Here is a 21,939-nt window from a genome sequence, read left to right on the forward strand (position 1 = left end):
CGGGCCCCGAGGCCGTTCAGGCGGTCCGGTCAGCGGACGTCGCCCATGAGCTTCTTGACCTTGCCGCGGTACATGAAGATCGCGACACCCGCGAGGACCGCGAGCGCGGCCTGGAGCGCCACCACCGAGTTGCCGTTGAGTTCGACACCCGCGAGGGACAGCAGCCCCGTGGTGCAGTCGCCGGCGGTCACGGCCAGGAACCAGACACCCATCATCTGGCTGGCGTACTTGGCCGGGGCCATCTTGGTGGTGACCGAGAGGCCGACCGGGGAGAGCGTCAGCTCGCCGACGGTCTGCACGAAGTAGATCGCGACCAGCCACATCGCGGCGGCCTTGTGCCCGTCGCCCGCGATGGCCAGGGGCGCCAGGAACAGGAAGAACGACGCACCGACCAGCACCAGACCCGAGCTGAACTTCACGATCGTGCTCGGCTCCTTGCCCCGCCGGTTCAGCGCCATCCAGAAGGCGGCGAAGACCGGGGCCAGCGCCATGATCAGGACCGGGTTGACCGACTGGTACCAGGAGACCGGGAAGTCCCAGCCGAGCACCGAGTTCTCCGCCGAGGAGTCGGCGAAGATCGCCAGGGTCGAACCACCCTGGTCGTAGATCATCCAGAAGATGGCGGCGGCCACGAAGAACCAGATGTAGCCGGACATCTTCGCCTGCTCCGCCTTGCTGAGCTCCTTGTCGCGCTTGATGCGCGCCAGGACCATGACGGGGATGACGAGACCGGCGACCGTGATCGGGACCAGTAGCCAGTTCAGTGTGTAGACGCCGGTGACGACCGTGCCGATGTAGAAGACGGCCGCGACGCCCAGCCAGATCATCGACTTGCGCAGCGTGGCGGCGCGCTCGTCGGCGGAGAGCGGCTTGGGCACGATGTGGCTGCGCTGGTCCAGGTGGCGGGTGCCGAGCAGGAACTGGGCGACACCGAGCGCCATGCCGAGGGCGGCCAGGGCGAAGCCCAGGTGCCAGTTCACGTTCTCGCCGACGGTGCCGATGGTCAGCGGGGCGGCGAAGGCACCGAGGTTGATGCCCATGTAGAAGATCGTGAAGCCACCGTCACGGCGCGGGTCGTCCGGGCCGTCGTAGAGATGGCCGACCATCGTCGAGATGTTGGCCTTCAGCAGACCGGAACCGATCGCCACGAGGCCGAGGCCCGCGAAGAAGGTGCCCTCCGCGGGCAGCGCCAGCACCAGATGGCCGAGCACGACGACGCCGCCCGCGATGGCGACGGTCTTGCGCGGGCCCCAGACACGGTCGCCGAACCAACCGCCGGGCATCGTGAGCAGGTACACCAGCGACAGGTAGACCGAGTAGATCGCGGTGGCCGTGGCGGGGTTCATGTGAAGCCCGTTGGGAGCGATCAGGTAGAGCGGGAGAAGGGCGCGCATGCCGTAATAGCTGAAACGCTCCCACATCTCCGTCATGAAGAGAGTGGCCAGGCCGCGGGGGTGGCCGAAGAAGGTCTTTTCCGCACCAGGAGTACGGGACGAGTCCTTCGTCAGGCTGGACGCCATGGTCGATCCTTGCTGGTCGGGACGCGTCGCCTCGTGAGCGGTACGCGCCCGGTGGGGGGTGGCCGGCACCGGGCGGACACGCCCCGACCCCCGACGCCTCGAGGGATCCGATCCGCCCACAGCTCCGGGGGAGCTCAGGGACGGGATCGTGGGACAGACCGCTCCGGGATCCACGCCCGGCACGCGTCCTCGCGCTCCGGGCCCGGCCCACAGGTCATTCACTGGTCGGGGCCGGCGGGAACCGGCCCGTACACAAAAGAGACCCTTGGCGCTAAAAGCTGCCCAAAGGTCCTTCGGCGGTGCAACAGGCGTCGAGCAACCATACGACACGACACGCGGGGATATGGAAGGACTTGAGAGATGGATCACAGGTGGCTATGGAGCCACACTCCCATATTCAAAGGAGGATGACCGTTTTGTGGCGCTGACCCGCAGGGCTCAGCCGGTGCCGCACCCCGCAGGGCCTGCGCGGACTACCATCACCCCATGACCCGTGTACTGCTCGCCGAGGACGACGCATCCATCTCGGAGCCACTGGCCCGCGCCCTGCGCCGTGAGGGTTACGAGGTCGAGGTCCGTGAGGACGGCCCGACCGCCCTCGACGCCGGACTCCAGGGTGGCATCGACCTGGTCGTCCTCGACCTGGGGCTCCCCGGGATGGATGGCCTGGAGGTCGCCAGGCGGCTGCGGGCCGACGGCCACGCCGTACCGATCCTGGTGCTCACCGCCAGGGCCGACGAGGTCGACACGGTGGTCGGCCTGGACGCCGGGGCCGACGACTACGTCACCAAACCCTTCCGCCTCGCCGAACTCCTCGCCCGGGTCCGCGCCCTGCTGCGCCGCGGCGCCACCGAGCCCGCCCCGCAGCCCGCCACCCACGGCGTCAGGATCGACGTCGAGTCCCACCGTGCGTGGATGGGTGACGAGGAACTCCAACTCACCGCCAAGGAGTTCGACCTCCTGCGGGTCCTCGTACGGGACGCGGGACGGGTCGTCACCCGCGACCAGCTGATGCGTGAGGTCTGGGACACCACCTGGTGGTCCTCCACCAAGACGCTCGACATGCACATCTCCTGGCTCCGCAAGAAGCTCGGCGACGACGCGGCCAATCCGCGCTACATCGCCACCGTCCGGGGCGTCGGCTTCCGGTTCGAGAAGAGCTGACGTACAGAACAGTCATGCGCCGCCGACTGATCAACTCCACGCTCGCCGTGGTGCTCGTCGTGATCGCCGTCTTCGGCGTCTCCCTCGTCATCGTCGAGACCCGCACCATCAGCAGCAGCGCCCAGGAGACCGTCGACTCCGAGACCTTCCGGCTGATCAGCGTCGTCGAGAGCCGGCTGCTCGGCGCCGAGCGGATCACCCCCCAGGTCCTCGCCGAGCAGGTGGACCCCAGCCGCTACGCCCGCGTCGAGATCCCCGGGCGCGCCCCCATCGAGGTCGGCGAGCGCCCCACGGACGGCAACACCATCCGCAGCACGGAGACGGGGGAGCAGGGCGAGAAGGTCACCGTCGAGCAGTCCCGGTCCGTCGTGACCCGCGAGGTCGGCAGGACCCTGCTGATCATCGGGGCGGTGGCGCTGCTCGCCATCGTCTCCGCCGTGCTCCTCGCCGTACGCCAGGCCAACCGGCTCACCTCCCCGCTCATCGACCTCGCCGAGACCGCCGAACGCCTCGGCTCCGGCGACCCGCGCCCCCGGCACAAGCGGTACGGGGTGACGGAGCTGGACCGGGTCGCCGATGTCCTGGACTCGTCCGCCGAGCGGATCGCCCGGATGCTGACCGCGGAGCGGCGCCTCGCCGCGGACGCATCGCACCAGCTGCGTACGCCCCTGACCGCCCTCTCCATGCGGATCGAGGAGATCTCCGTCACCGACGACCCGGACACGGTGAAGGAGGAGGCGAACATCGCGCTCACCCAGGTCGAGCGGCTCACGGACGTGGTGCAGCGGCTGCTGACCAACGCCCGGGACCCGCGCACCGGCTCCGCCGTCGTCTTCGACCTCGACGAGGTCGTCAAGCAGCAGATCGAGGAATGGCGCCCCGCCTACCGCAGCGCCGGCCGTGCCGTCGTCTGCTCGGGCAAGCAGGGTCTGGAGGCCGTCGGCACCCCCGGCGCCGTGGCCCAGGTGCTCGCCGCGCTGATCGAGAACTCGCTGATGCACGGTGGCGGCACGGTCGCACTGCGTACGCGCGTCACCGGCAACCAGGTCGTCATCGAGGTCACGGACGAGGGCCCAGGGGTCCCCGTCGATCTCGGGGCGCGGATCTTCGAGCGCTCCATCAGCGGCCGTAACTCCACCGGGATCGGCCTCGCCGTCGCCCGTGACCTCGCCGAGGCCGACGGGGGACGGCTCGAGCTGCTCCAGCAGCAGCCGCCGGTGTTCGCCCTCTTCCTCAGCCGGGTCGCGCCCAGCCGCAAGGAATCCGTACGCCCGGTGCGCTGAGCGGGTGCGTGGCGCCGGACGACGTCAGCGGGACACCGGGCCCGGGGTCACCTCGTCGGCGGGCCGCCGCTGCCCCAGAAACCGTTCCGCGCTGAGCACGGCCTCCTTGGCAGGCAGCGTCCTGAACACCCAGGTGCGGTAGGACCAGAAGCGGAACAGGGTCGCGATCCCGATTCCGAGGATCTTGAAGACGTTGCTCTGCACCGGGCTGTTCCACCCGAAGCCGTACGTCGCCAGATACAGGACGCCCGTCTCGATCACCGCGCCGGCGGCGCTGAACAGCAGGAACAGCACCAGCTCCCGGGTCCGGCCGCTCTTGTCGCGGTCCCGGTAGGTCCAGTAACGGAAGCCGACGTAGTTGAAGAGGATGGCGACGACCGTCCCCATCAGCCCGGCCCGCACCACCGGGATGTCCGTGGTGCGCCAGATCAGGTTGGAGACGACGATATTGACGACCAGGCCGAGTGCGCCGACCGCGCCGAACTTGGCGACCTCCCGGGCCAGCAGATCAAGCCGGGTCCGCAGTGCGCCCCGTTCGCTCATAGTGGTCGCTCAGCCCCGTCCGGTCGGTTTCGTCAACCTGGCCATGCTAACGGCCTGGTGTGCGAAGGCGAGCGGTCACCGGGGCGGGGCCGCGCAGCGTGCGGGTGGTCCCGCACGGCCCGATACTCTGGAAGCGTGACGTTCCCTGTAGTCGGTATGGTCGGCGGCGGTCAGCTCGCCCGCATGACCCACGAGGCGGGCATCCCCCTCGGCCTGAAATTCAAGCTCCTCAGTGACACCCCCCAGGACTCGGCCGCCCAGGTGGTCGGCGAGGTCGTCGTCGGCGACTACCGCGACCTGGAGACACTGCGCGCCTTCGCCCGCGGCTGTGACGTGATCACCTTCGACCACGAGCATGTGCCGACCGAGCACCTGCGGGCCCTGGAGGCGGACGGGATTCCCGTACGCCCCGGCCCCGACGCGCTGGTGCACGCCCAGGACAAGGGGGTGATGCGCGCGAAGCTCACCGAGATCGGCGCGCCCTGCCCCCGTCACCGCATCGTCGCCGACCCGGCGGACGCGGCGGCCTTCGCCGACGAGGTGGGAGGCTTCCCGGTCATCCTCAAGACGGTCCGCGGCGGGTACGACGGCAAGGGCGTGTGGGTGGTCCGCTCCGAGGCGGACGCCGCCGAGCCGTTCCGTGCCGGTGTTCCCGTGCTCGCCGAGGAGAAGGTCGACTTCGCGCGGGAGCTGGCGGCGAACATCGTCCGCTCGCCGCACGGCCAGGCAGTCGCCTACCCGGTCGTCGAGTCCGTCCAGGTCGACGGGGTCTGCGACACGGTCATCGCCCCGGCGCCCGGTCTGGACGAGCGACTCGCGGGCGAGGCCCAGCAGCTCGCCCTGCGGATCGCCGCCGAGCTGGGCGTGGTCGGCCACCTCGCGGTCGAGCTCTTCGAGACCCGTGATGGTCGCATCCTCGTCAACGAGCTCGCGATGCGTCCGCACAACTCCGGGCACTGGACCCAGGACGGCGCGGTCACCTCGCAGTTCGCCAACCACGTACGGGCCGTCCTCGACCTCCCGCTCGGCGACCCGCGTCCGCGCGCCACCTGGACGGTCATGTGCAACGTACTCGGCGGCGACTACCCGGACATGTACCAGGCGTACCTGCACTGCATGGCCCGCGACCCGCAGCTCAAGATCCATATGTACGGCAAGGACGTGAAGCCGGGCCGCAAGGTGGGCCACGTCAACACCTACGGCGACGATCTGGCGGACGTGCGGGAGCGCGCCCGGCACGCGGCCGACTACCTGCGAGGAACGATCACCGAATGACCGCACCAGGCTCCGCCCCCGTCGTCGGCATCGTCATGGGCTCGGACTCCGACTGGCCCGTGATGGAAGCGGCCGCCAAGGCCCTCGGCGAGTTCGAGATCCCCTACGAGGTCGACGTCGTCTCCGCCCACCGCATGCCGCACGAGATGATCGCGTACGGCGAGACGGCCGCCGACCGCGGCCTCAAGGCGGTCATCGCGGGAGCGGGCGGCGCCGCCCACCTGCCCGGGATGCTCGCCTCCGTGACCCCGCTGCCCGTGATCGGCGTCCCGGTGCCGCTGAAGTACCTCGACGGCATGGACAGCCTGCTGTCCATCGTCCAGATGCCGGCCGGGGTCCCCGTCGCCACGGTCTCCGTCGGCGGCGCCCGTAACGCGGGCCTGCTCGCCGCCCGCATCCTCGCCGCCCACGACGGCGAGCTGCTGACCCGGATGAAGGACTTCCAGCAGGAGCTCAAGGAACAGGCGACGGAGAAGGGAAAGCGGCTGCGCGCCAAGGCGCAGAGCGCGGACTCATTCGGCTTCGGGAAGTAGGGCGACCCCATGACGAACACCGGCAACCTGGACCGCGCCCGGCGGCTCCTCGCCGACCACCCCGTCGTCGACGGCCACAACGACCTCCCCTGGGCCCTGCGCGAGCACGCCGGGTACGACCTCGACGCCTGCGACATCTCCCATGACCTGACCGGCACCCTGCACACCGACATCCCCCGGCTGCGGGCCGGCGGCGTCGGCGCCCAGTTCTGGTCGGTCTACGTCCCGTCCAGCCGTGCCGGTGACGACGCGGTCAGCGCCACGCTGGAACAGATCGACGTGGTCGGCGAGATGCTGGCCCGCTATCCGGACGACCTGCGGCGCGCCCTGACCGCCGACGACATGGAGACGGCCCGCGCCGAGGGCCGTATCGCCTCCCTGATGGGTGCCGAGGGCGGCCACTCCATCAACAACTCCCTGGCCACCGTGCGCGCGCTGCACACGCTCGGTGTCCGCTACATGACGCTCACGCACAACGACAACACCGACTGGGCGGACTCGGCGACCGATTCCCCGCGCGTCGGCGGACTGTCCGAGTTCGGCCGTGAGGTCGTGCGCGAGATGAACCGCGTCGGCATGCTGGTCGACCTCTCCCATGTGGCGGCCACCACGATGCGCGACGCGCTCGCCACCTCCGTCGCGCCGGTGATCTTCTCGCACTCCTCCGCCAGGGCGGTCTGCGACCACCCGCGCAACATCCCCGACGACGTGCTGCGGATGCTCGCGGCCAACGGCGGCGTGGCCATGGCGACCTTCGTCCCGAAGTTCGTCCTGCCCGAGGCCGTCGAGTGGACGCTCGCCGCCGACCGCAACATGCGGGAGCACGGCCTGCACCACCTGGACACCAGCCCGGCCGCCATGCGGATCCACGCGGACTTCGAAGCGGTCAACCCGCGCCCGATGGCCACCGTGGCGACGATCGCCGACCACCTCGACCACATGCGCGAGATCGCCGGGATCGACCACATCGGCATCGGCGGCGACTACGACGGCACGGCGTTCCTCCCGCTGGAGCTCGAGGACGTCTCGGGCTACCCGCACCTGATCGCGGAGCTGCTCACCCGCGGCTGGTCGGATGCGGACCTGGCCAAGCTGACGTGGCAGAACGCCGTGCGGGTCCTGCGTGACGCGGAGGCGGTCGCGGGCGAGCTGAGCGCGGTGCATGGCCCGTCACACGCCACGATCGAGGCCCTGGACGGCCCGCTCAGCCGATGAGGGGCGGCCGGGGCCCCCGCGGGGGCCCCGGCTCAGGCCTGCGGGCGGCCCATCGCGCGGTACGTCCAGCCGGCCGCGCGCCACACCGTGGGGTCCAGCGCGTTGCGGCCGTCCAGGATGATCCGGCGCCCGGCGGCCTCGCCCAGCGCGGCGACGTCCAGCTCGCGGAATTCGCGCCACTCCGTCAGATGCAGCACCACGTCCGCACCGCGCACCGCGTCCAGCGCCGTGTCCGCGTAGCCGAGCGTGGGGAAGAGCTGCCGGGCGTTGTCCATGCCCTTCGGGTCGAAGACCGTGACCTGGCCGCCCTGGAGGTGGATCTGCCCGGCGACGTTCAGGGCCGGTGAGTCGCGTACGTCGTCCGAGTCCGGCTTGAAGGTGGCGCCCAGCACCGCGACCCGGGTGCCGAGGAACGACCCGCCGCCCACGGCCTCGCGCGCCAGCTCGACCATATGACCGCGCCGGCGCATGTTGATGGAGTCGACCTCCCGCAGGAAGGTGAGCGCCTGGTCGGCGCCCAGCTCACCGGCGCGCGCCATGAAGGCCCGGATGTCCTTGGGGAGGCAGCCGCCGCCGAAGCCGATACCGGCCCGCAGGAACTTCTTCCCGATGCGCTCGTCGTGGCCGATCGCCTCGGCGAGCTTCACCACGTCGCCGTCGGCGGCCTCGCAGACCTCGGCCATCGCGTTGATGAAGGAGATCTTGGTCGCGAGGAAGGAGTTGGCCGAGGTCTTCACCAGCTCGGCCGTCGGGAAGTCCGTCACCACGAAGGGCGAGCCCTCGGCGAGCGGCCCCGCGTACACCTCACGCAGCAGCTTCTCGGAGCCCTCGCTCTCCACCCCGATGACGATCCGGTCCGGGTGCAGGGTGTCCTTGACCGCGAAGCCCTCGCGCAGGAACTCCGGATTCCAGGCCAGCTCCGCGCCCGTACCCACCGGGGCGAGCTCGGCCAGCCGCTCCGCCAGCCGTGCGGCGGAGCCCACCGGGACGGTGGACTTGCCCACGACCAGCGCGGGCCGGGTCAGCTGCGGGGCGAGCGATTCGAAGGCGCTGTCCACATAGCTCATGTCGCAGGCGTACTCGCCGTGCTTCTGCGGAGTGTTCACACAGACGAAGTGCACATCGCCGAAGGCGCCGACCTCCTCCCAGGAGGTGGTGAAGCGCAGCCGGCCGGTGGAGCCCTCGATGCCCGCGACGTGCTTCCGCAGGATCTCCTCGAGCCCCGGCTCGTACATCGGCACCCTGCCGGCCGAGAGCATCTCGATCTTCTCGGGCACCACATCGAGCCCGAGGACTTCGAAGCCCAGTTCCGCCATGGCCGCGGCATGGGTGGCGCCGAGGTAGCCGGTGCCGATCACGGTGATCCTGAGGGCCATGGGTGCTCCTGAACGGTGCGGACAGATGTGCGGAGCCGAGCATATCCGGGCATGCGGAACCTGGTTTTCCGGGCGTCTCGCGGGGGCGTCCCGGGCTGTTCCAAGGCCTTCTTCCGGGCTGCTGTTCCAGGCCCGCTTCCCGGGCTGTCGGCAAGCTCACGTACCCCGCCCGTATGCCTCCGTTCGGCCTGCGCACTAAAATCAGGTTACTTAACGGTAGTTAGCATCCTTGGGGAGTGAGCGTCTTGGCGGGTTCGACCGATTTCGACCTGTACCGTCCGGCCGAGGAGCACGACATGCTCCGCGAGGCGATCCGTTCGCTCGCCGAGGCGAAGATCGCCCCGCATGCCGCCGTGGTGGACGAGGAGGCGCGCTTCCCGCAGGAGGCCCTGGACGCCCTGGTCGCCTCGGACCTGCACGCGGTGCATGTCCCGGAGGAGTACGGCGGCGCGGGCGCCGACGCGCTCGCCACGGTCATCGTGATCGAGGAGGTGGCCCGTGTCTGCGCGTCCTCCTCCCTGATCCCGGCCGTGAACAAGCTGGGCTCGCTCCCGGTGATCCTCTCCGGCTCCGAGGACCTGAAGAAGAAGTATCTGGGCCCGCTCGCCAAGGGCGACGCGATGTTCTCGTACGCCCTGTCCGAGCCGGACGCCGGCTCCGACGCGGCGGGCATGAAGACCAAGGCCGTGCGCGACGGTGACTTCTGGGTCCTCAACGGTGTGAAGCGCTGGATCACCAACGCAGGCGTCTCCGACTACTACACGGTCATGGCCGTGACCGACCCGACGAAGCGCTCGAAGGGCATCTCTGCCTTCGTCGTCGAGAAGGCCGACGAGGGTGTCTCCTTCGGCGCCCCGGAGAAGAAGCTCGGCATCAAGGGCTCACCGACGCGCGAGGTCTACCTCGACAACGTCCGTATCCCCGCCGACCGCATGATCGGCGAGGAGGGCACCGGCTTCGCCACCGCGATGAAGACCCTGGACCACACCCGCATCACGATCGCGGCCCAGGCTCTCGGCATCGCGCAGGGCGCCCTCGACTACGCCAAGGGCTACGTCCAGGAGCGCAAGCAGTTCGGGAAGCCGATCGGCGACTTCCAGGGCATCCAGTTCATGCTCGCCGACATGGCGATGAAGCTGGAGGCGGCCCGCCAGCTCACCTACTCGGCGGCGGCCAAGTCCGAGCGCCTCGACGGTGACCTGACCTTCTTCGGCGCCGCGGCCAAGTGCTTCGCGTCCGACGTCGCGATGGAGGTCACCACCGACGCCGTCCAGCTGCTCGGCGGCTACGGCTACACCCGTGACTACCCGGTGGAGCGCATGATGCGCGACGCCAAGATCACGCAGATCTACGAGGGCACGAACCAGGTGCAGCGCATCGTCATGGCCCGCAACCTGCCGTAGGGCAGGGAGATGTGACGGGAGGCCCCTGCCGGATCCGGCAGGGGCCTCCCGTCTGTCGTCAACTTTCGTACGCCGTAATGAAGTTGATGCACAGTCCCGGTAAGTAGTCTGATTATGCGTGTGGATCCAGGGTAGGTGGGGCAGCTGAGCCGTAGGTGACGAGTACGAACAGGACCCCGTCAGTGTCAGATTCCGTGCCTGCACTGCCTGACCGCGATGCTTTTGTCGCGTACGCAGACAGGTATGGCCCCCGCCTTCTGCTGTGGGTCTGGGACCGGGCGGAGGGGGAGGTGGACCGCCATGTCTCCTGCGCCGGCTTCGGCTCGCTCCAGAGCATCCCCATGAGCGCCGTCCGGCTCCTCGTCGACCGACTGTGCGCCGAGGAGCTGATCGACTCCGTCGGCGGACCCGGCCCGACGGTCGGGGCCCCGGTGGTCATGCTCCGGGCCGCGGGCGCGACGCAGGCCCGCAGGCTCCAGGCGCTGCGTGCCAACGCCGCCGAGCGGACCCGCCACGCGGCGCGCGCCATACTGCACTGGAGCCACGCCAACACGCACCGGCAGCCGCTGCGGATCAGCGGGTTCCTCGACTCGCCCGATGTCTTCTTCCTCGGCGAGGCGCTCTCCCGGAGCGAGGTCGCCCGTGCTCTCACCTATCTGGCCGCCGAAGGGCTGATCATCTGCGAGGGGCCGCCGTTCCACCACGACGTCGGCTCGCACGTGGCGCTCACCTCGCAGGGCGTGGAGGCCGTGCTGGCCGGAGCCACGGACCTCGGCGCGTACGTGGCGCAGCAGCGCGAGTACCGCCGGCCCACCCAGCACACCCACATCGAGGCCAGGACGATCGAGCACCTCACGCAGGGCGACTCCGACCACAGCGTGCACACCGCGATCGAGATGCACACCGCGCTTCCGCCCGCCGGTCTCGCACGGCTCATCGCGGAGCTGGCGCCGGCGCTCGACCTCGACCCGGAATCGTTCGCGGCTCTCCAGCGCAGCCTGGACGCCCTGGCGGGTGGCGGCGGTCCTGACGACGAGCCGCCACCGGACCGGCAGCGGGGCCTGATGGAAGGGATCCGGCGCATGCTCGGCTCTGCTCCCGACACGGTCGGCCGGCAGCTCCTCCTGGACGCGGTCGGTCAGGCGCTGGGCAGGCTGCTCGGCGGCTGACGGCCGGGGGAACGGGACGGGCGAGGGGACGTGCGGCACCGGAACAGAGGACGAAGGCGGAACGGGGGATGAGCGATGGGGACGCTTTTGTACGCACGGGATCCGCTCTTGCACGGGCTGGTTCCCAGACTGGTCGGCCTGGCGCCCGACCGGCGGGAACTGGTGCCCCAGGAGCACCGTGACGACTTACCCGTGACGCTGGTCTCCGGGCGGCACGGCATGGGCGGTACCGCGGTGCTCGACGCCCTGGACCAGGCCTACCGCGGGCGGATCCCGCTCGGCAGGGTCGATGCCGCGCGCATCGAACAGGCCCGCTGGTCCGGCTCGGCGGCCGCCAACACCTCGGCCGTGGTCGAGATCATGGAGCGCCTGGTGTGCGAGCTCGCACCGGCGGTCCCGGGCGGGGCACGGATCCGCTTCTCCCGGCTGTTACCCGGGCTGTTCGCCGTGTCCAGCTGGCACCGCGGTGACGAGGAGGAACAGGCGCTGGCCCGCGGGCGGATCGCCCGCCTGCTCGTCGCATGCGGCCTGGGGCGGAGCGCGGAGGGTGGCGACGGGGGCGGCACGGACTGGACGTACGACGTCAGTGAGCGCCTGGCCGACCCGCAGCAGCGGCAGCATGACCTGGCCCCCGTCACCGAGGCGGTCGTCCAGCAGTATTTCGCGCGGCACACGCGCACCCGCGCCGAACGGTTCGTGCAGAGCTGGTACCACGACCGTTCCAGCGGCTCGGAGGACGGCGAGTCCGCCCTGATCCGGCTGAGTCTGCGCTTCCATCAGGGCGGTGACTTCCAGGACGTCGTCGAACGCACCCTGACCGCCGCCTTCCTCGAAGACCTCGCCGACGCCTATGGCCGGTGGCAGCGCGTCAACCGCACTCCCCGCCCCATGATCCTGCTGGACGACACGCACACCGAGGCCGGGCGGCGCCTCCTCGGCCTGCTGCTCGACCACCGGGCCGAGTCGGGGACCGCCGTCCGCGACTCCCTGGTCGTCGTGGCGACCAGACGGGGCGGTGCGGCCTCCCTCTACCCGGACGCGACGACACGGGAGCTGCCCGAGCTCACCCATGTGTCCGGCTGGAAGCGGAACGTCGCCTCCTCACCCTCGGCCGGAGTGCTGATGGTCCCGCTGACCCCGCTCAGCCGCAGCGATCTCCTGCTGATGCTCGACCCCGCCCAGGGGCCCCTGCCCCGCCATCTCCCGTCGGCCCTCCACTCCCTCACCCGCGGACATCCGCTGGGCAGCAGGGTGCTGTGCGAGGCGGTCGTCCGCGCCGGCGGCGAAGGCGCCGTCGAACCGGGGGCCCTGCTCGACCTGCCGGCGGGCGAGGGCAGGACGGCGGGCGAGGTGCTGCTGGAGGCGCTGATACCGCAGCCCCAGCTGCGCGCCCATCTGGTGCCGCTCGCGCTGGCCCGTGACCGGGCGGCCGCCCATGCCCTGTCGGCGGTCGCCGTCCCGGGCGACGGCGGACTCCCCGCCGGGGGGCTCCCGACCGCGGCCCTCTATCTGGAGGAGGAGCACTGGACGGACGGCGCGGAGGACGGTCCGGACGGCGGGGAAGCGGAGGGCGGTGCGGGCGCGGGATTCGTGACCGATCCCTTCCTGCGTGCCCTGCTGGTCCATGAGGCCCGCCGGGTGTGCGCCGTGGCCGAACCCGGACGGCGCTGGGCCGACCTGCACGGCGTTCTGAAGGAGCATCACCGGGAGCGCGGCGCCGGCCACGAGCCTGACGTCCTGCGGCACACCCTGGCACTCGGGGACGCGGAGCCGGTGGTGGGCGCACTGACGGAGTACTTCGGCGACTGGCCGGCGGACCGCTGGCTGAACGCCCTTCCCTATGTCGCCGCTGCTCCGCGCCCTCCGTCGGAGGAGTGGACCGACGACCGTGTCGAGATCGCACGCGGCGCCCACGACCTCAGGTACGCCGACGCCGACGACATACACCGGTCCGTCAACAGGCTGCTGCACGCGCTCTGGTACCTGTCCGAGACGTACGCGGAGCCGCTGGACGACCTGTACGACGACATCGGTTCCGAGCTGGCTTTTCTGTCGATGCGGCACACGTCGGGCCGTGCGGTGCTCAACGAGGCCGCACGCTCCTGGCCGGCCGCCGTGCGCGAACACAGGCCCTGGCCGACGACGAGACCCGAGTACGGACGCGGCCTTCTCCGCGGCGAGGAGTGAGAACTGTGCTGGATCGTTTCCGGAACCGGGCTCTGGGCCCGGCCGACAAGGCAGTCGTCCTGGCCGTGAGCGTCCTGCTGATCGCGGCGGTCGCCTTCGTGGTCGTGCGGATGCTGCCCGACAAGTGCGGTGACGGCCTGGAGTCCGCGGGCGACGAATGCGTCGGCGTCACCGCGGGAGTCCTGGAGGGCGACCCGGAACTCTCGGGCCTGATACAGGCGGTGGCGGACGAGAACGCCCGGGTCGAGAAGGACTGGAAGGACCCGGAGAACGGCCAGGCCCGCATTCCCTATGTGCGCATCGCTCTCATGATGCCGTTCACCTCCGACGCCACCAGTGCGATGAGCACCGCACAGATCGCCCGCTCCCTGGCGGGCGCCCATGTGGCCCAGCTCCGGGCGAACGCACAGGCCGGACCGCGTTACGAGCTGCTCCTGGCCAACGACGGCAAGGACCTCGACCAATGGCGGCCCGTCGTCGACCGGCTCGCGCCGATGGCCGACGACGACGCACCGCTGGTCGGCGTCTTCGGCATGCCGAACAGCATCCCGGAGACCCTCGCTGCCGCCAAGGCCCTCTCGGACCACCGGATACCGGTGATCGGGCCCATCCTCACCTCGACCACCATGCAGGCCGACTACTTCTTCAAGACCTCACCGTCGAACGAGCTCCTGGCGCGGGCGCTGGGCGCGTACCTGGAGAAGAACCCGGGGGACGGGACCGGCTTCCTGGTCTCCGACCGGAGAGAACAGGACAGCTACTCCACGGACCTCAGGGACGTCTTCCTGAAGCACTTCGGCCAGAAGTACGGACTGAAGCAGCGGCAGGCGTCCTACCTGGGACTGATCGGTGACGACAAGGGCGTACCCCAGCGGTTCTCCGACGTGGCCCGCAGCATCTGCCTGACCAAGGCGGACACCGTCTTCTTCGCCGGCCGCGACCACGACCTGCCGCACCTGGTGAACCGGCTGGCGAACGAGCCCTCCTGCGGCCACGACGCGCCGACGCGCATCCTGAAGGTGGGGATCGGCATGGATCCCGAGTCCACGGTGAAGGACACCACGGCGGAGCTGCGGGACTCCCGGATCACCCTCGTCGGCGCGGCCTCGGTCGACACCCTGTCCTGGGGGGACGGCAAGGACCTCCCGGCCGGCCCCAAGGGCTTCCTGAACGGCTTCAAGAAGCTGGGGGACGAACCGGCCTGGGGCGAAAAGCCCCTGGACGACGGCTATGCCGTCATGTACCACGACGCCTTCACCGTGCTGGCCCAGGCCACCGAGCGGGCGTACGACGACATCAACGGCGACGGCGACCCGCCGGCCGACGAGGACGCGGTGGACCTGCCGAACCACGATGACGTGTACAACACCATCATCAACATGAACATCCTCGGCACCGACTCCGGCGCGAGCTGCGTCAACTGCGTACGCGGAGCCGGCGGCACCTTCGGCTTCGACGACTCCCCCGACACCCGGAAGTGGGCCGTCTGCAAGCCCGTACCGGTCATCGAGTACCCGGCCGCACCCGCCACCGGTACGGCCAAGAAGCCCGGCCGCGACTACCGCACCTACGAGGACGTCTTCGACGGCTCCTGCCCCTGAGAACCGGATCGCGGACCTCGCGGGGGCCGCCGGGGCCGATGACTGAGCGCGAGTCGGAATCGGTTCCCGGCATCTCCCTCCCCGTACGATTCCGATGCCTGCCGATAAGGCATCGAAACCGGACAGATGGGAACCGCCATGCCGAATCAGTTCGCCCTCGACGTCACCAAGATCCGCGAAGAGGCTCGCAGGAACATCTCCAAGGGCCCGGTCACCCCCGCGAACACCGCCGACGTGGAGCGTCTCATCGACGTGCTCAACCAGGTGGTCGCCACGGAGATGGTCTGCTACCTGCGCTACACGCAGAACGCGATCGTGGCCCAGGGGATCAACCGGCAGCAGGTCGCCGACATGTTCCGCGAGCACGCCGGCGAGGAGCTCGACCACTTCCAGCGCGTCTCGGACCGGGTCAACCAGCTGGGCGGCAGCCCCGACATGGACCCGGCGACCCTCGTCGCCCGCTCGCACACCGAGTACGCGACGCCCGCGGAGACCGACCTCCAGGAGATGATCCGGGAGAACTTCGTCGCCGAGCGGATCGCCATCGAGACGTACACCGAGATCGTGCGCTGGATCGGCGAGAGCGACCCCACCTCACGCCGGCTGATCGAGGACATCCTCAAGGAGGAGGAGGACCACGCCGACGAACTCAACGACCTGTACCAGCCGTCGGGATCCGCCGGCGCGTAGCCACGCTCCCTGCCTTCAGCTGCCCTTGACGGTGACCTTCTCGTCGCTCTTCAACTGCCCCACGAGCTGCTTGACCTGTGCCTTGTCCCAGACCAGGTTGCCGTTCACGCTCTCGCCCGTGAGCGGGATGTTCATCGACGTACCCTCGCCGCCGGTGACGCCCTTCATCGCGAAGAACATCTTGCCGAGCGACCAGAGCGACATGTCCTTGTCGACGATCAGTGTGTCCAGGCCCGCGCCCATCGTCGGGTAGAGCTTGAACGGGTTGAGGATCGTCGACGGGGTCGCCGTCTGGGAGGCCAGGGCCGCGAGGAACTTCTGCTGGTTCTTCGTGCGGTCCAGGTCGCTGCCGGCGAAGGCGTACCGGGTGCGGACGAAGGCGAGGGACTGCTCGCCGTTCAGCGTCTGCTTGCCCGCCTGGAAGTCGGCGCCGGAGTTCTTGTCCTTGAAGGCCTTGGGGATGTCCAGTTCGACGCCCCCGATGGCATCCACGATCTTCGCGAAGCCGCCGAAGCCGATCTCGACGTAGTGGTCGATGTGCAGCCCGGTGTTGAACTCGATCGTGCGGACCAGCAGCTCGGGGCCGTCCTCGGCGTAGGCGGCGTTCAGCTTCGTCGTACGGCCCGTGCCCTCGTACTTCTTGCCCGACTCCGAGCCGACGAAGGAAGGGATCTCGACATTCGAGTCACGGGGCAGGGAGATCAGCGTCGGGCCGTTGGAGCCGTCGTGCAGGATCATCATCGAGTCGGTCCGCTTGCCCTCGGCGGAGCCGGTGTGCAGCTTCTTCTTGTCCTCGGCCGTCATGCCCTCGCGGCTGTCGGAGCCCACGACCAGGTAGTTCGTGCCGTCACCCTCGCTCGGCCGGTCGATGACCTTGGAGAGGTCGACCTCGCGCTTGAGTTTGCCGTCGGCCCAGAAGTACGTGCCGACGGAGACGGCGAGCACCACGACGACCAGGGTGAGAACCCCCACTCTGATCCGCCGCCCCCAGTTGGGAGCAGGACGCGCCTGTCCGTAACCTCCGTCACCCCCGGGTCCACCGCCCTGGCCGCCACCGCCGGGCCCACCACCGTAGACCTGGCCGGTGTTGTAGCCACTGTCGTAACCGGGTCCGTCCTGATAGCCCTGGCCCCCCTGCTGCGGCGGGATCTGGGGCTGGGACTGCGGCGGCGCGGGGCGCCGGACGTGCGGCATGGCGCGGGCACTCTCGGGCCGGGCGCTCGCGCTGCCCCGCCCGTAGCGCTCTCCGGATCCGCCGTTCCGTCCTTCGGGCCAATCGCTCATGCGGACCAGTGTGCCGTCTCGACCTGTGGCTCTTACAGGGTGTACGGGGGATCGGGGCAGGGCTGTTGCGAAGCTGATGCAATGCAACCGGGCGCAAGCCCCCGCATAAGGTGGACCGCATGACAGACCAGCCCCAGCCGCCGGAGGACGATATTCCGGTCAAGTCGACCGCAGCCTCCCGGACCACCCTCAGTCACATCATGACCGGCAACGACACCAACCTCCTGGGCACGGTGCACGGCGGCGTGATCATGAAGCTGGTCGACGACGCGGCGGGGGCGGTCGCGGGCCGCCACTCGGGCGGCCCGGCCGTGACGGCCTCGATGGACGAGATGGTCTTCCTCGAACCCGTCCGCGTCGGTGACCTCGTCCATGTCCGCGCCCAGGTGAACTGGACCGGCCGCTCCTCGATGGAGGTCGGCGTACGCGTCATGGCCGAGCGGTGGAACGAGTCGACCCCGGCCCAGCAGGTGGGCAGTGCCTACCTGGTGTTCGCGGCGGTCGACGAGGATGGCAAGCCGCGCCGCGTACCGCAGGTGGCTCCGGAGACCGAACGCGACAGGCGTCGCTACCAGGAGGCCCAGATCCGCCGCACACACCGCCTGGCCCGCCGCCAAGCCATCAAGGCCCTACGCGCCCAACGGACAGCGGAGGGCATCGCGGACTGACTCTCCGTCCGAGGGGAGGTTATGGACGTACATATCGGGCAAATGGCACCCGTTGTCGTCCGTAACACCCCCTCGGCCGACGCCCCCGGGCTCAGCGGGGGGTGCGTAGGCGGTGCAGGAGGGCTTGCTCGGTTCGGTGTGCGGCCGGGTCCTTCCAGAACGTCACGGGTACGTTCCTGATGTGACGGCCCAGTGGATCCAGGACATGGCCGGCGATCTTGAGCTGCCACAGGGCCACCGCCCGGTCCGCGACGGCGAGCTCGGGGAAGCGGTCGGCGAGCCTGGCCTCGAACGCGGCGATGTCCTCGGCGGAGCGCAGCCACACCGTGAGCATCAGATTGTGCGGGCCGGTCAGCGACGCGCAGAGCCGGGTCTCGCGCATCCGGATGAGCTGGGAGGCGATGCGTGAGGTCTCGCCTGCCGGGGCGATGCCCCAGAGCGTGACCGAGATCGGCCAGCCGGAGAGATGGCGGGCCACCTCGCAGCGGTAGATGAGCGAGTCCTGCCGGTGCATGCGGTCCAGCCTGCGGCGGACGGTGGTGGGGCTGACCCCGAGGCGTTCGGCGAGGCGGGCGGCCGGCTGGCGGAAGTCCTCGCTCAGCAGCAGGTAGAGCCGGGTGTCCAGGGCGTCGGGGGCGGGCAGCCCGCGCCGTGGCATGGCCGGTCCCTGGTCCTTCGCCAGCAGGTCGTGGCTGTCCGGGTCCAGCCGGTCCAGGCGCCAGCGGCTGCCCTCGGTGTGGACGGCGGTCGCCGTCTGGGGACGGGTGGCCGACACCCCGGGGAGCCGGCCGAGGCGGAAACCGACGTAGCGGGCCAGCATCGCGAGGTCGGGGAAGGCGGCGGTGAGTACGAGGTCCCGGGCGCCGGTGACGTGCTCGATGGTGATCAGATGCGGGTCGTCCGCGATCTCCGCGGCCACGTCGTGCAGCGCACCGGCCGCGCAGTCCACCTCGATGAAGGCGATGATCGGCACCGCGGGACCCACCGCCACCGTGTAACAGCTGAGCCAGGCGTGTCCGGCCTCCGTGAGCCGGTGCCAGCGGCGGGCCGCCGTCGATGCGTCCACCCCGAGGACCTTGCCGATCTGCGCCCACTCCGCGCGGGGGGAGGTCTGGAGCGCGGTGATGAGCAGATAGTCCAGCTCGTCCAGTTGCTCCGGCCGTTCCGTGCGCAGCAGATGTTCGACGGAAGCCTGGTCGGTGGATTCTTGCGTCGGTCGGCTCATGAGGAGCGCTTTCCTGCGGACGATCATGGGTGAGGGGTTTCGCTCCGCACGATACGCGTATGTCTTTGCTCCACGAGGCCCATGCCCTCGCTCCCGCCCTGACCGCACTCCGCCATGCCCTGCACCGCGAGCCCGAACTCGGGCTCGCTCTGCCGCTGACCCAGGCGAGGATCCTCGCCGCGCTGGACGGCCTGGGGCTGGAGATCCGGACCGGTGAGGCGCTGAGCTCCGTGACGGCGGTGCTGCGCGGCGGCCGGCCAGGACCCGCCGTTCTGCTGCGTGGTGACATGGACGCGCTCCCGGTCCAGGAGGACACCGGGCTGCCGTACGCCTCCGAGCTCGACGGTCGTATGCATGCCTGCGGGCACGACCTGCATGTCACCGGGCTCGTCGGTGCGGCCCGGCTGCTGGCCGCCCGGCGGGAGGAGCTGGCCGGGGACGTGGTGTTCATGTTCCAGCCCGGCGAGGAGGGGCAGGGCGGCGCGCAGATCATGATCGACGAGGGTGTCCTCGATGCCGCCGGGGAGCGTGTCGTCGCCGCGTACGCCTTGCACGTGATCTCCACCGGCGCGCCCACCGGGTTCGCCGCGACCCGGCCGGGCCCCGTGCTCGCCGCGTCGGACGCCGTGGATGTCACGGTGCTCGGGCGGGGCGGGCACGGCTCGTCACCGCATTCGGCCGCCGATCCGGTGCCCGCGCTGTGCGCCATGGTCACCGCGCTCCAGACAGCCGTCACCCGCGAGATCGACGTCTTCGACCCGGCCGTCGTCACGGTGGGGAGGATCGAGGCGGGCACCGCGGCCAATGTCATCCCGGAGACCGCCGCGTTCTCCGCCACCGTGCGGACCTTCTCCGATGACTCCCGGGCACGGGTGCGGGCCGCCTTCGAGCGGACGGTGCGGGGTGTGGCCGCCGCGCACGGTGTGAGCGCCGAGATCGACTACGTCGAGCAGTATCCGCCGACCGTCAACGACGCGGGGGAGGCGGCGTTCGCCCTGGAGACCGCACGGCAGGTGCTGGGCGAAGGGCATGCCTTCGAGGCGCCCAAGCCGATGGCGGGGGCCGAGGACTTCTCCTTCGTGCTCCGGAAGGTGCCCGGCGCGTTCGTCGGCCTCGGCGCCTGCCCGCCCGGCACCGATCCGGCCACCGCGCCGATGAACCACTCCGCGCAGGCCGTGTACGACGACGGCGCCCTGCCGCACGCCGCCGCTCTCCTCGCCGGACTCGCGCTGCGCCGGCTCGGTGCGCCGCTCGCGGAGGCGGGGGCCGACTCCCCCGACGGGGCCGACTCCCTCGCCGAGGCCGCTTCCGTCGACGGGGCCGCTTCCGTCGACGCCGGTGCGGCGGCGTCCGCCGGATCCGTGCGGGAGTAGCCAGTGACCGTCACCGATACCCCGCCGCCGGGCGCGCCCGGTGGGCAGGCACGGGCCGCGTCCGTCACCGCCGTCGTCGGACTCCTCATCCTCTTCGAGGTGACCAGCGGCTTCCTCCAGGTCGGGCTCGCCCCGCTGCTGCCCGATCTGGCCGACCGTCTGGGCATCGGCTCGGCGGCCCTGAACTGGGTCGTCTCCGTACAGCTGTTGGCGGCTGCCGTCTGTGTCCCGCTGTTCGGGCGCCTCGGTGACCTCCACGGCCACCGGCGGATGCTCCGTATCGCCCTGGTGGCCATCGCGGTGGGCACCCTTGTCGTCGCGCTCGCCCGGGACTACGGCACGCTCCTCGCGGGCCGGGTGCTCCAGGGGCCGCTCGCCGCCCTGCTGCCCCTGGAGATCGCGCTCGTACGGGACCGGCTTCCGGTCGCCGACGCGCGGCGGGCCATCGCCCGTCTGGTGGGTGCGCTGACGCTGGGCGCGCTGGCCGGCGGGGTCGTGATGGGGCTCGTCGACTCCGCGTTCGGCTCCCTGCGGCTGACCCTGCTGGTGCCCGCCGCGCTGGCCGTGGTCTGTGTGCCCGTCTCCTTCGTCGCGGTGCCGGAGTCCCGGAACAGGGCGGCCGGCCGGGTGGACTGGGCCGGGGTGGTGCTGCTCGGCGGCGCCATGGTCGCCCTGCTCGCCGGGGTCTCCGGTGCGGAGAGCGGGTCCTGGGGTTCCGCGCGGGTCCTGGGGCCCGTGGTGCTCGGACTGGCGCTGCTGACGGTGTGGGTGCTGGTGGAGCTGCGCAGCTCCGAGCCCCTGGTCGACGTCAGGGCGCTGGCCGCCCGCACCACCGCGCCGTTCTACTGTGCGGCGTTCCTGTTCGGCGTCTTCTACTTCGGGAGCCAGGCGCCCAACTCCAGCTTCTACGCGGCGGATCCGGAGGTCACCGGGTACGGCTTCGGGCTGAGCGCGCTGTCCATCTCACTGGTCCTGCTGCCCGGCGCCATCGGCAGCGTCATCGGTTCGCTGGGCACGGCTGCCGTCGCCCGGCGGATCGGTTACCGGCCCACGCTGATGGCGGCGTTCGGTCTGGTCGCGCTGACCTTCCTGCAGTTCGCGTTCCTGCACGGGGAGATCTGGCAGATGGCGACCGGGTCCGCGTTCACCGGCCTGGGGATCGGTCTCGCGCTCGGGGCCATGCCGACGGTGATCGTCGAGGCGTCCGATCCTTCGGGGACGGGGATCGCCGTGGCGCTCTACAACAACGTGAAGACGCTGGGCGGGGCCGTGGCGGGCGGTGTCTTCGCCGCCCTGCTCGGTGCGTTCCTCTCGCCCTCCACCGGCGAACCGGGGGAGGGCGGCTACACCGCTCTGTGGCTGGCCGCATCGGCCGCGGCGGTCGTCGCCCTCGTGGCGACCGTGTTCTCCCGGCGGCGTGAGGGGTGACC

The 21,939-nt window shown here is 70.5% G+C and carries 18 protein-coding genes; 13 read left to right on the forward strand and 5 right to left on the reverse strand.

Annotated features, from left to right (window positions below; genetic code table 11):
• Window positions 1–29: 29 nt before the first annotated feature.
• Entirely contained in the window at window positions 30–1,520 is a 1,491-nt protein-coding gene (locus OG623_RS21085) for an oligopeptide:H+ symporter (protein WP_406148405.1), read from the reverse strand.
• 486 nt (window positions 1,521–2,006) lie between these two features.
• Here OG623_RS21085 and OG623_RS21090 point away from each other — a divergent pair, with 486 nt between their 5' ends.
• A complete protein-coding gene (locus tag OG623_RS21090) occupies window positions 2,007–2,684 on the forward strand; it encodes a response regulator transcription factor (RefSeq protein WP_099177243.1) in 678 nt (225 codons plus the stop codon).
• 14 nt (window positions 2,685–2,698) lie between these two features.
• Complete coding sequence (locus OG623_RS21095) at window positions 2,699–3,967, forward strand: ATP-binding protein (protein ID WP_406148407.1); 1,269 nt, start codon at window positions 2,699–2,701, stop codon at window positions 3,965–3,967.
• 24 nt (window positions 3,968–3,991) lie between these two features.
• On the opposite strand, the gene OG623_RS21100 is transcribed toward OG623_RS21095, so the two are convergent.
• On the reverse strand, window positions 3,992–4,510 hold the full coding sequence (locus OG623_RS21100) for a GtrA family protein (RefSeq protein ID WP_406148409.1): 519 nt from the start codon (window positions 4,508–4,510) through the stop codon (window positions 3,992–3,994).
• 135 nt (window positions 4,511–4,645) lie between these two features.
• On the opposite strand from OG623_RS21100, the gene OG623_RS21105 reads away from it, so the two are divergent.
• The 3 genes from OG623_RS21105 to OG623_RS21115 are packed head-to-tail and all read left to right on the forward strand — an operon-like array spanning window position 4,646 to window position 7,533.
• Window positions 4,646–5,785, forward strand: a complete 1,140-nt coding sequence (locus OG623_RS21105; RefSeq protein WP_406148410.1) for a 5-(carboxyamino)imidazole ribonucleotide synthase — start codon at window positions 4,646–4,648, stop codon at window positions 5,783–5,785.
• Window positions 5,782–6,318: a 5-(carboxyamino)imidazole ribonucleotide mutase gene (purE, locus tag OG623_RS21110; RefSeq protein ID WP_406148411.1), complete on the forward strand. Its 537-nt coding sequence runs from the start codon at window positions 5,782–5,784 to the stop codon at window positions 6,316–6,318. The genes OG623_RS21105 and purE overlap by 4 nt, the downstream gene beginning before the upstream one ends.
• A gap of 9 nt (window positions 6,319–6,327) precedes the next feature.
• A complete protein-coding gene (locus tag OG623_RS21115) occupies window positions 6,328–7,533 on the forward strand; it encodes a dipeptidase (RefSeq protein WP_406148412.1) in 1,206 nt (401 codons plus the stop codon).
• Window positions 7,534–7,565: 32 nt separating this feature from the next.
• Here OG623_RS21115 and OG623_RS21120 read toward each other — a convergent pair whose 3' ends face one another.
• A complete protein-coding gene (locus OG623_RS21120; RefSeq protein WP_406148413.1) occupies window positions 7,566–8,909 on the reverse strand; it encodes a UDP-glucose dehydrogenase family protein in 1,344 nt (447 codons plus the stop codon).
• A 245-nt stretch (window positions 8,910–9,154) separates the two neighbouring features.
• On the opposite strand from OG623_RS21120, the gene OG623_RS21125 reads away from it, so the two are divergent.
• From OG623_RS21125 to OG623_RS21145, 5 genes are all read left to right on the forward strand, one after another.
• Window positions 9,155–10,312 carry an acyl-CoA dehydrogenase gene (locus OG623_RS21125; RefSeq protein WP_406151947.1) on the forward strand — a complete coding sequence of 386 codons (1,158 nt, stop codon included), beginning with the start codon at window positions 9,155–9,157 and terminating at the stop codon, window positions 10,310–10,312.
• A gap of 290 nt (window positions 10,313–10,602) precedes the next feature.
• Window positions 10,603–11,481, forward strand: coding sequence for a hypothetical protein (locus OG623_RS21130; protein WP_406148414.1), 879 nt, complete (start codon window positions 10,603–10,605; stop codon window positions 11,479–11,481).
• Between the two features lie 75 nt (window positions 11,482–11,556).
• Window positions 11,557–13,668 carry an ATP-binding protein gene (locus OG623_RS21135; protein WP_406148415.1) on the forward strand — a complete coding sequence of 704 codons (2,112 nt, stop codon included), beginning with the start codon at window positions 11,557–11,559 and terminating at the stop codon, window positions 13,666–13,668.
• A gap of 5 nt (window positions 13,669–13,673) precedes the next feature.
• Window positions 13,674–15,269: an ABC transporter substrate-binding protein gene (locus tag OG623_RS21140; RefSeq protein ID WP_406148416.1), complete on the forward strand. Its 1,596-nt coding sequence runs from the start codon at window positions 13,674–13,676 to the stop codon at window positions 15,267–15,269.
• A 138-nt stretch (window positions 15,270–15,407) separates the two neighbouring features.
• Window positions 15,408–15,959, forward strand: a complete 552-nt coding sequence (locus tag OG623_RS21145; protein WP_362896593.1) for a ferritin-like fold-containing protein — start codon at window positions 15,408–15,410, stop codon at window positions 15,957–15,959.
• A gap of 15 nt (window positions 15,960–15,974) precedes the next feature.
• On the opposite strand, the gene OG623_RS21150 is transcribed toward OG623_RS21145, so the two are convergent.
• Complete coding sequence (locus OG623_RS21150; protein WP_406148418.1) at window positions 15,975–17,243, reverse strand: LCP family protein; 1,269 nt, start codon at window positions 17,241–17,243, stop codon at window positions 15,975–15,977.
• Window positions 17,244–17,362: 119 nt separating this feature from the next.
• Between OG623_RS21150 and OG623_RS21155 the strand changes: the two genes are divergently transcribed.
• The gene (locus tag OG623_RS21155) at window positions 17,363–17,911 is read left to right on the forward strand and encodes an acyl-CoA thioesterase (RefSeq protein ID WP_406148419.1); all 549 of its coding nucleotides are present in this window, start codon (window positions 17,363–17,365) and stop codon (window positions 17,909–17,911) included.
• Window positions 17,912–18,002: 91 nt separating this feature from the next.
• On the opposite strand, the gene OG623_RS21160 is transcribed toward OG623_RS21155, so the two are convergent.
• Entirely contained in the window at window positions 18,003–19,136 is a 1,134-nt protein-coding gene (locus OG623_RS21160) for an Lrp/AsnC family transcriptional regulator (RefSeq protein WP_406148421.1), read from the reverse strand.
• Window positions 19,137–19,195: 59 nt separating this feature from the next.
• Here OG623_RS21160 and OG623_RS21165 point away from each other — a divergent pair, with 59 nt between their 5' ends.
• Together OG623_RS21165 and OG623_RS21170 are read left to right on the forward strand one after the other, a co-directional pair.
• The gene (locus tag OG623_RS21165) at window positions 19,196–20,509 is read left to right on the forward strand and encodes a M20 family metallopeptidase (RefSeq protein WP_406148422.1); all 1,314 of its coding nucleotides are present in this window, start codon (window positions 19,196–19,198) and stop codon (window positions 20,507–20,509) included.
• 3 nt (window positions 20,510–20,512) lie between these two features.
• On the forward strand, window positions 20,513–21,937 hold the full coding sequence (locus OG623_RS21170) for an MFS transporter (protein WP_406148424.1): 1,425 nt from the start codon (window positions 20,513–20,515) through the stop codon (window positions 21,935–21,937).
• The last annotated feature ends 2 nt before the right edge of the window (window positions 21,938–21,939 follow it).

Origin of the sequence: Streptomyces sp. NBC_01012 (genome assembly GCF_045162755.1) — a bacterium.
GTDB lineage: Bacteria > Actinomycetota > Actinomycetes > Streptomycetales > Streptomycetaceae > Streptomyces.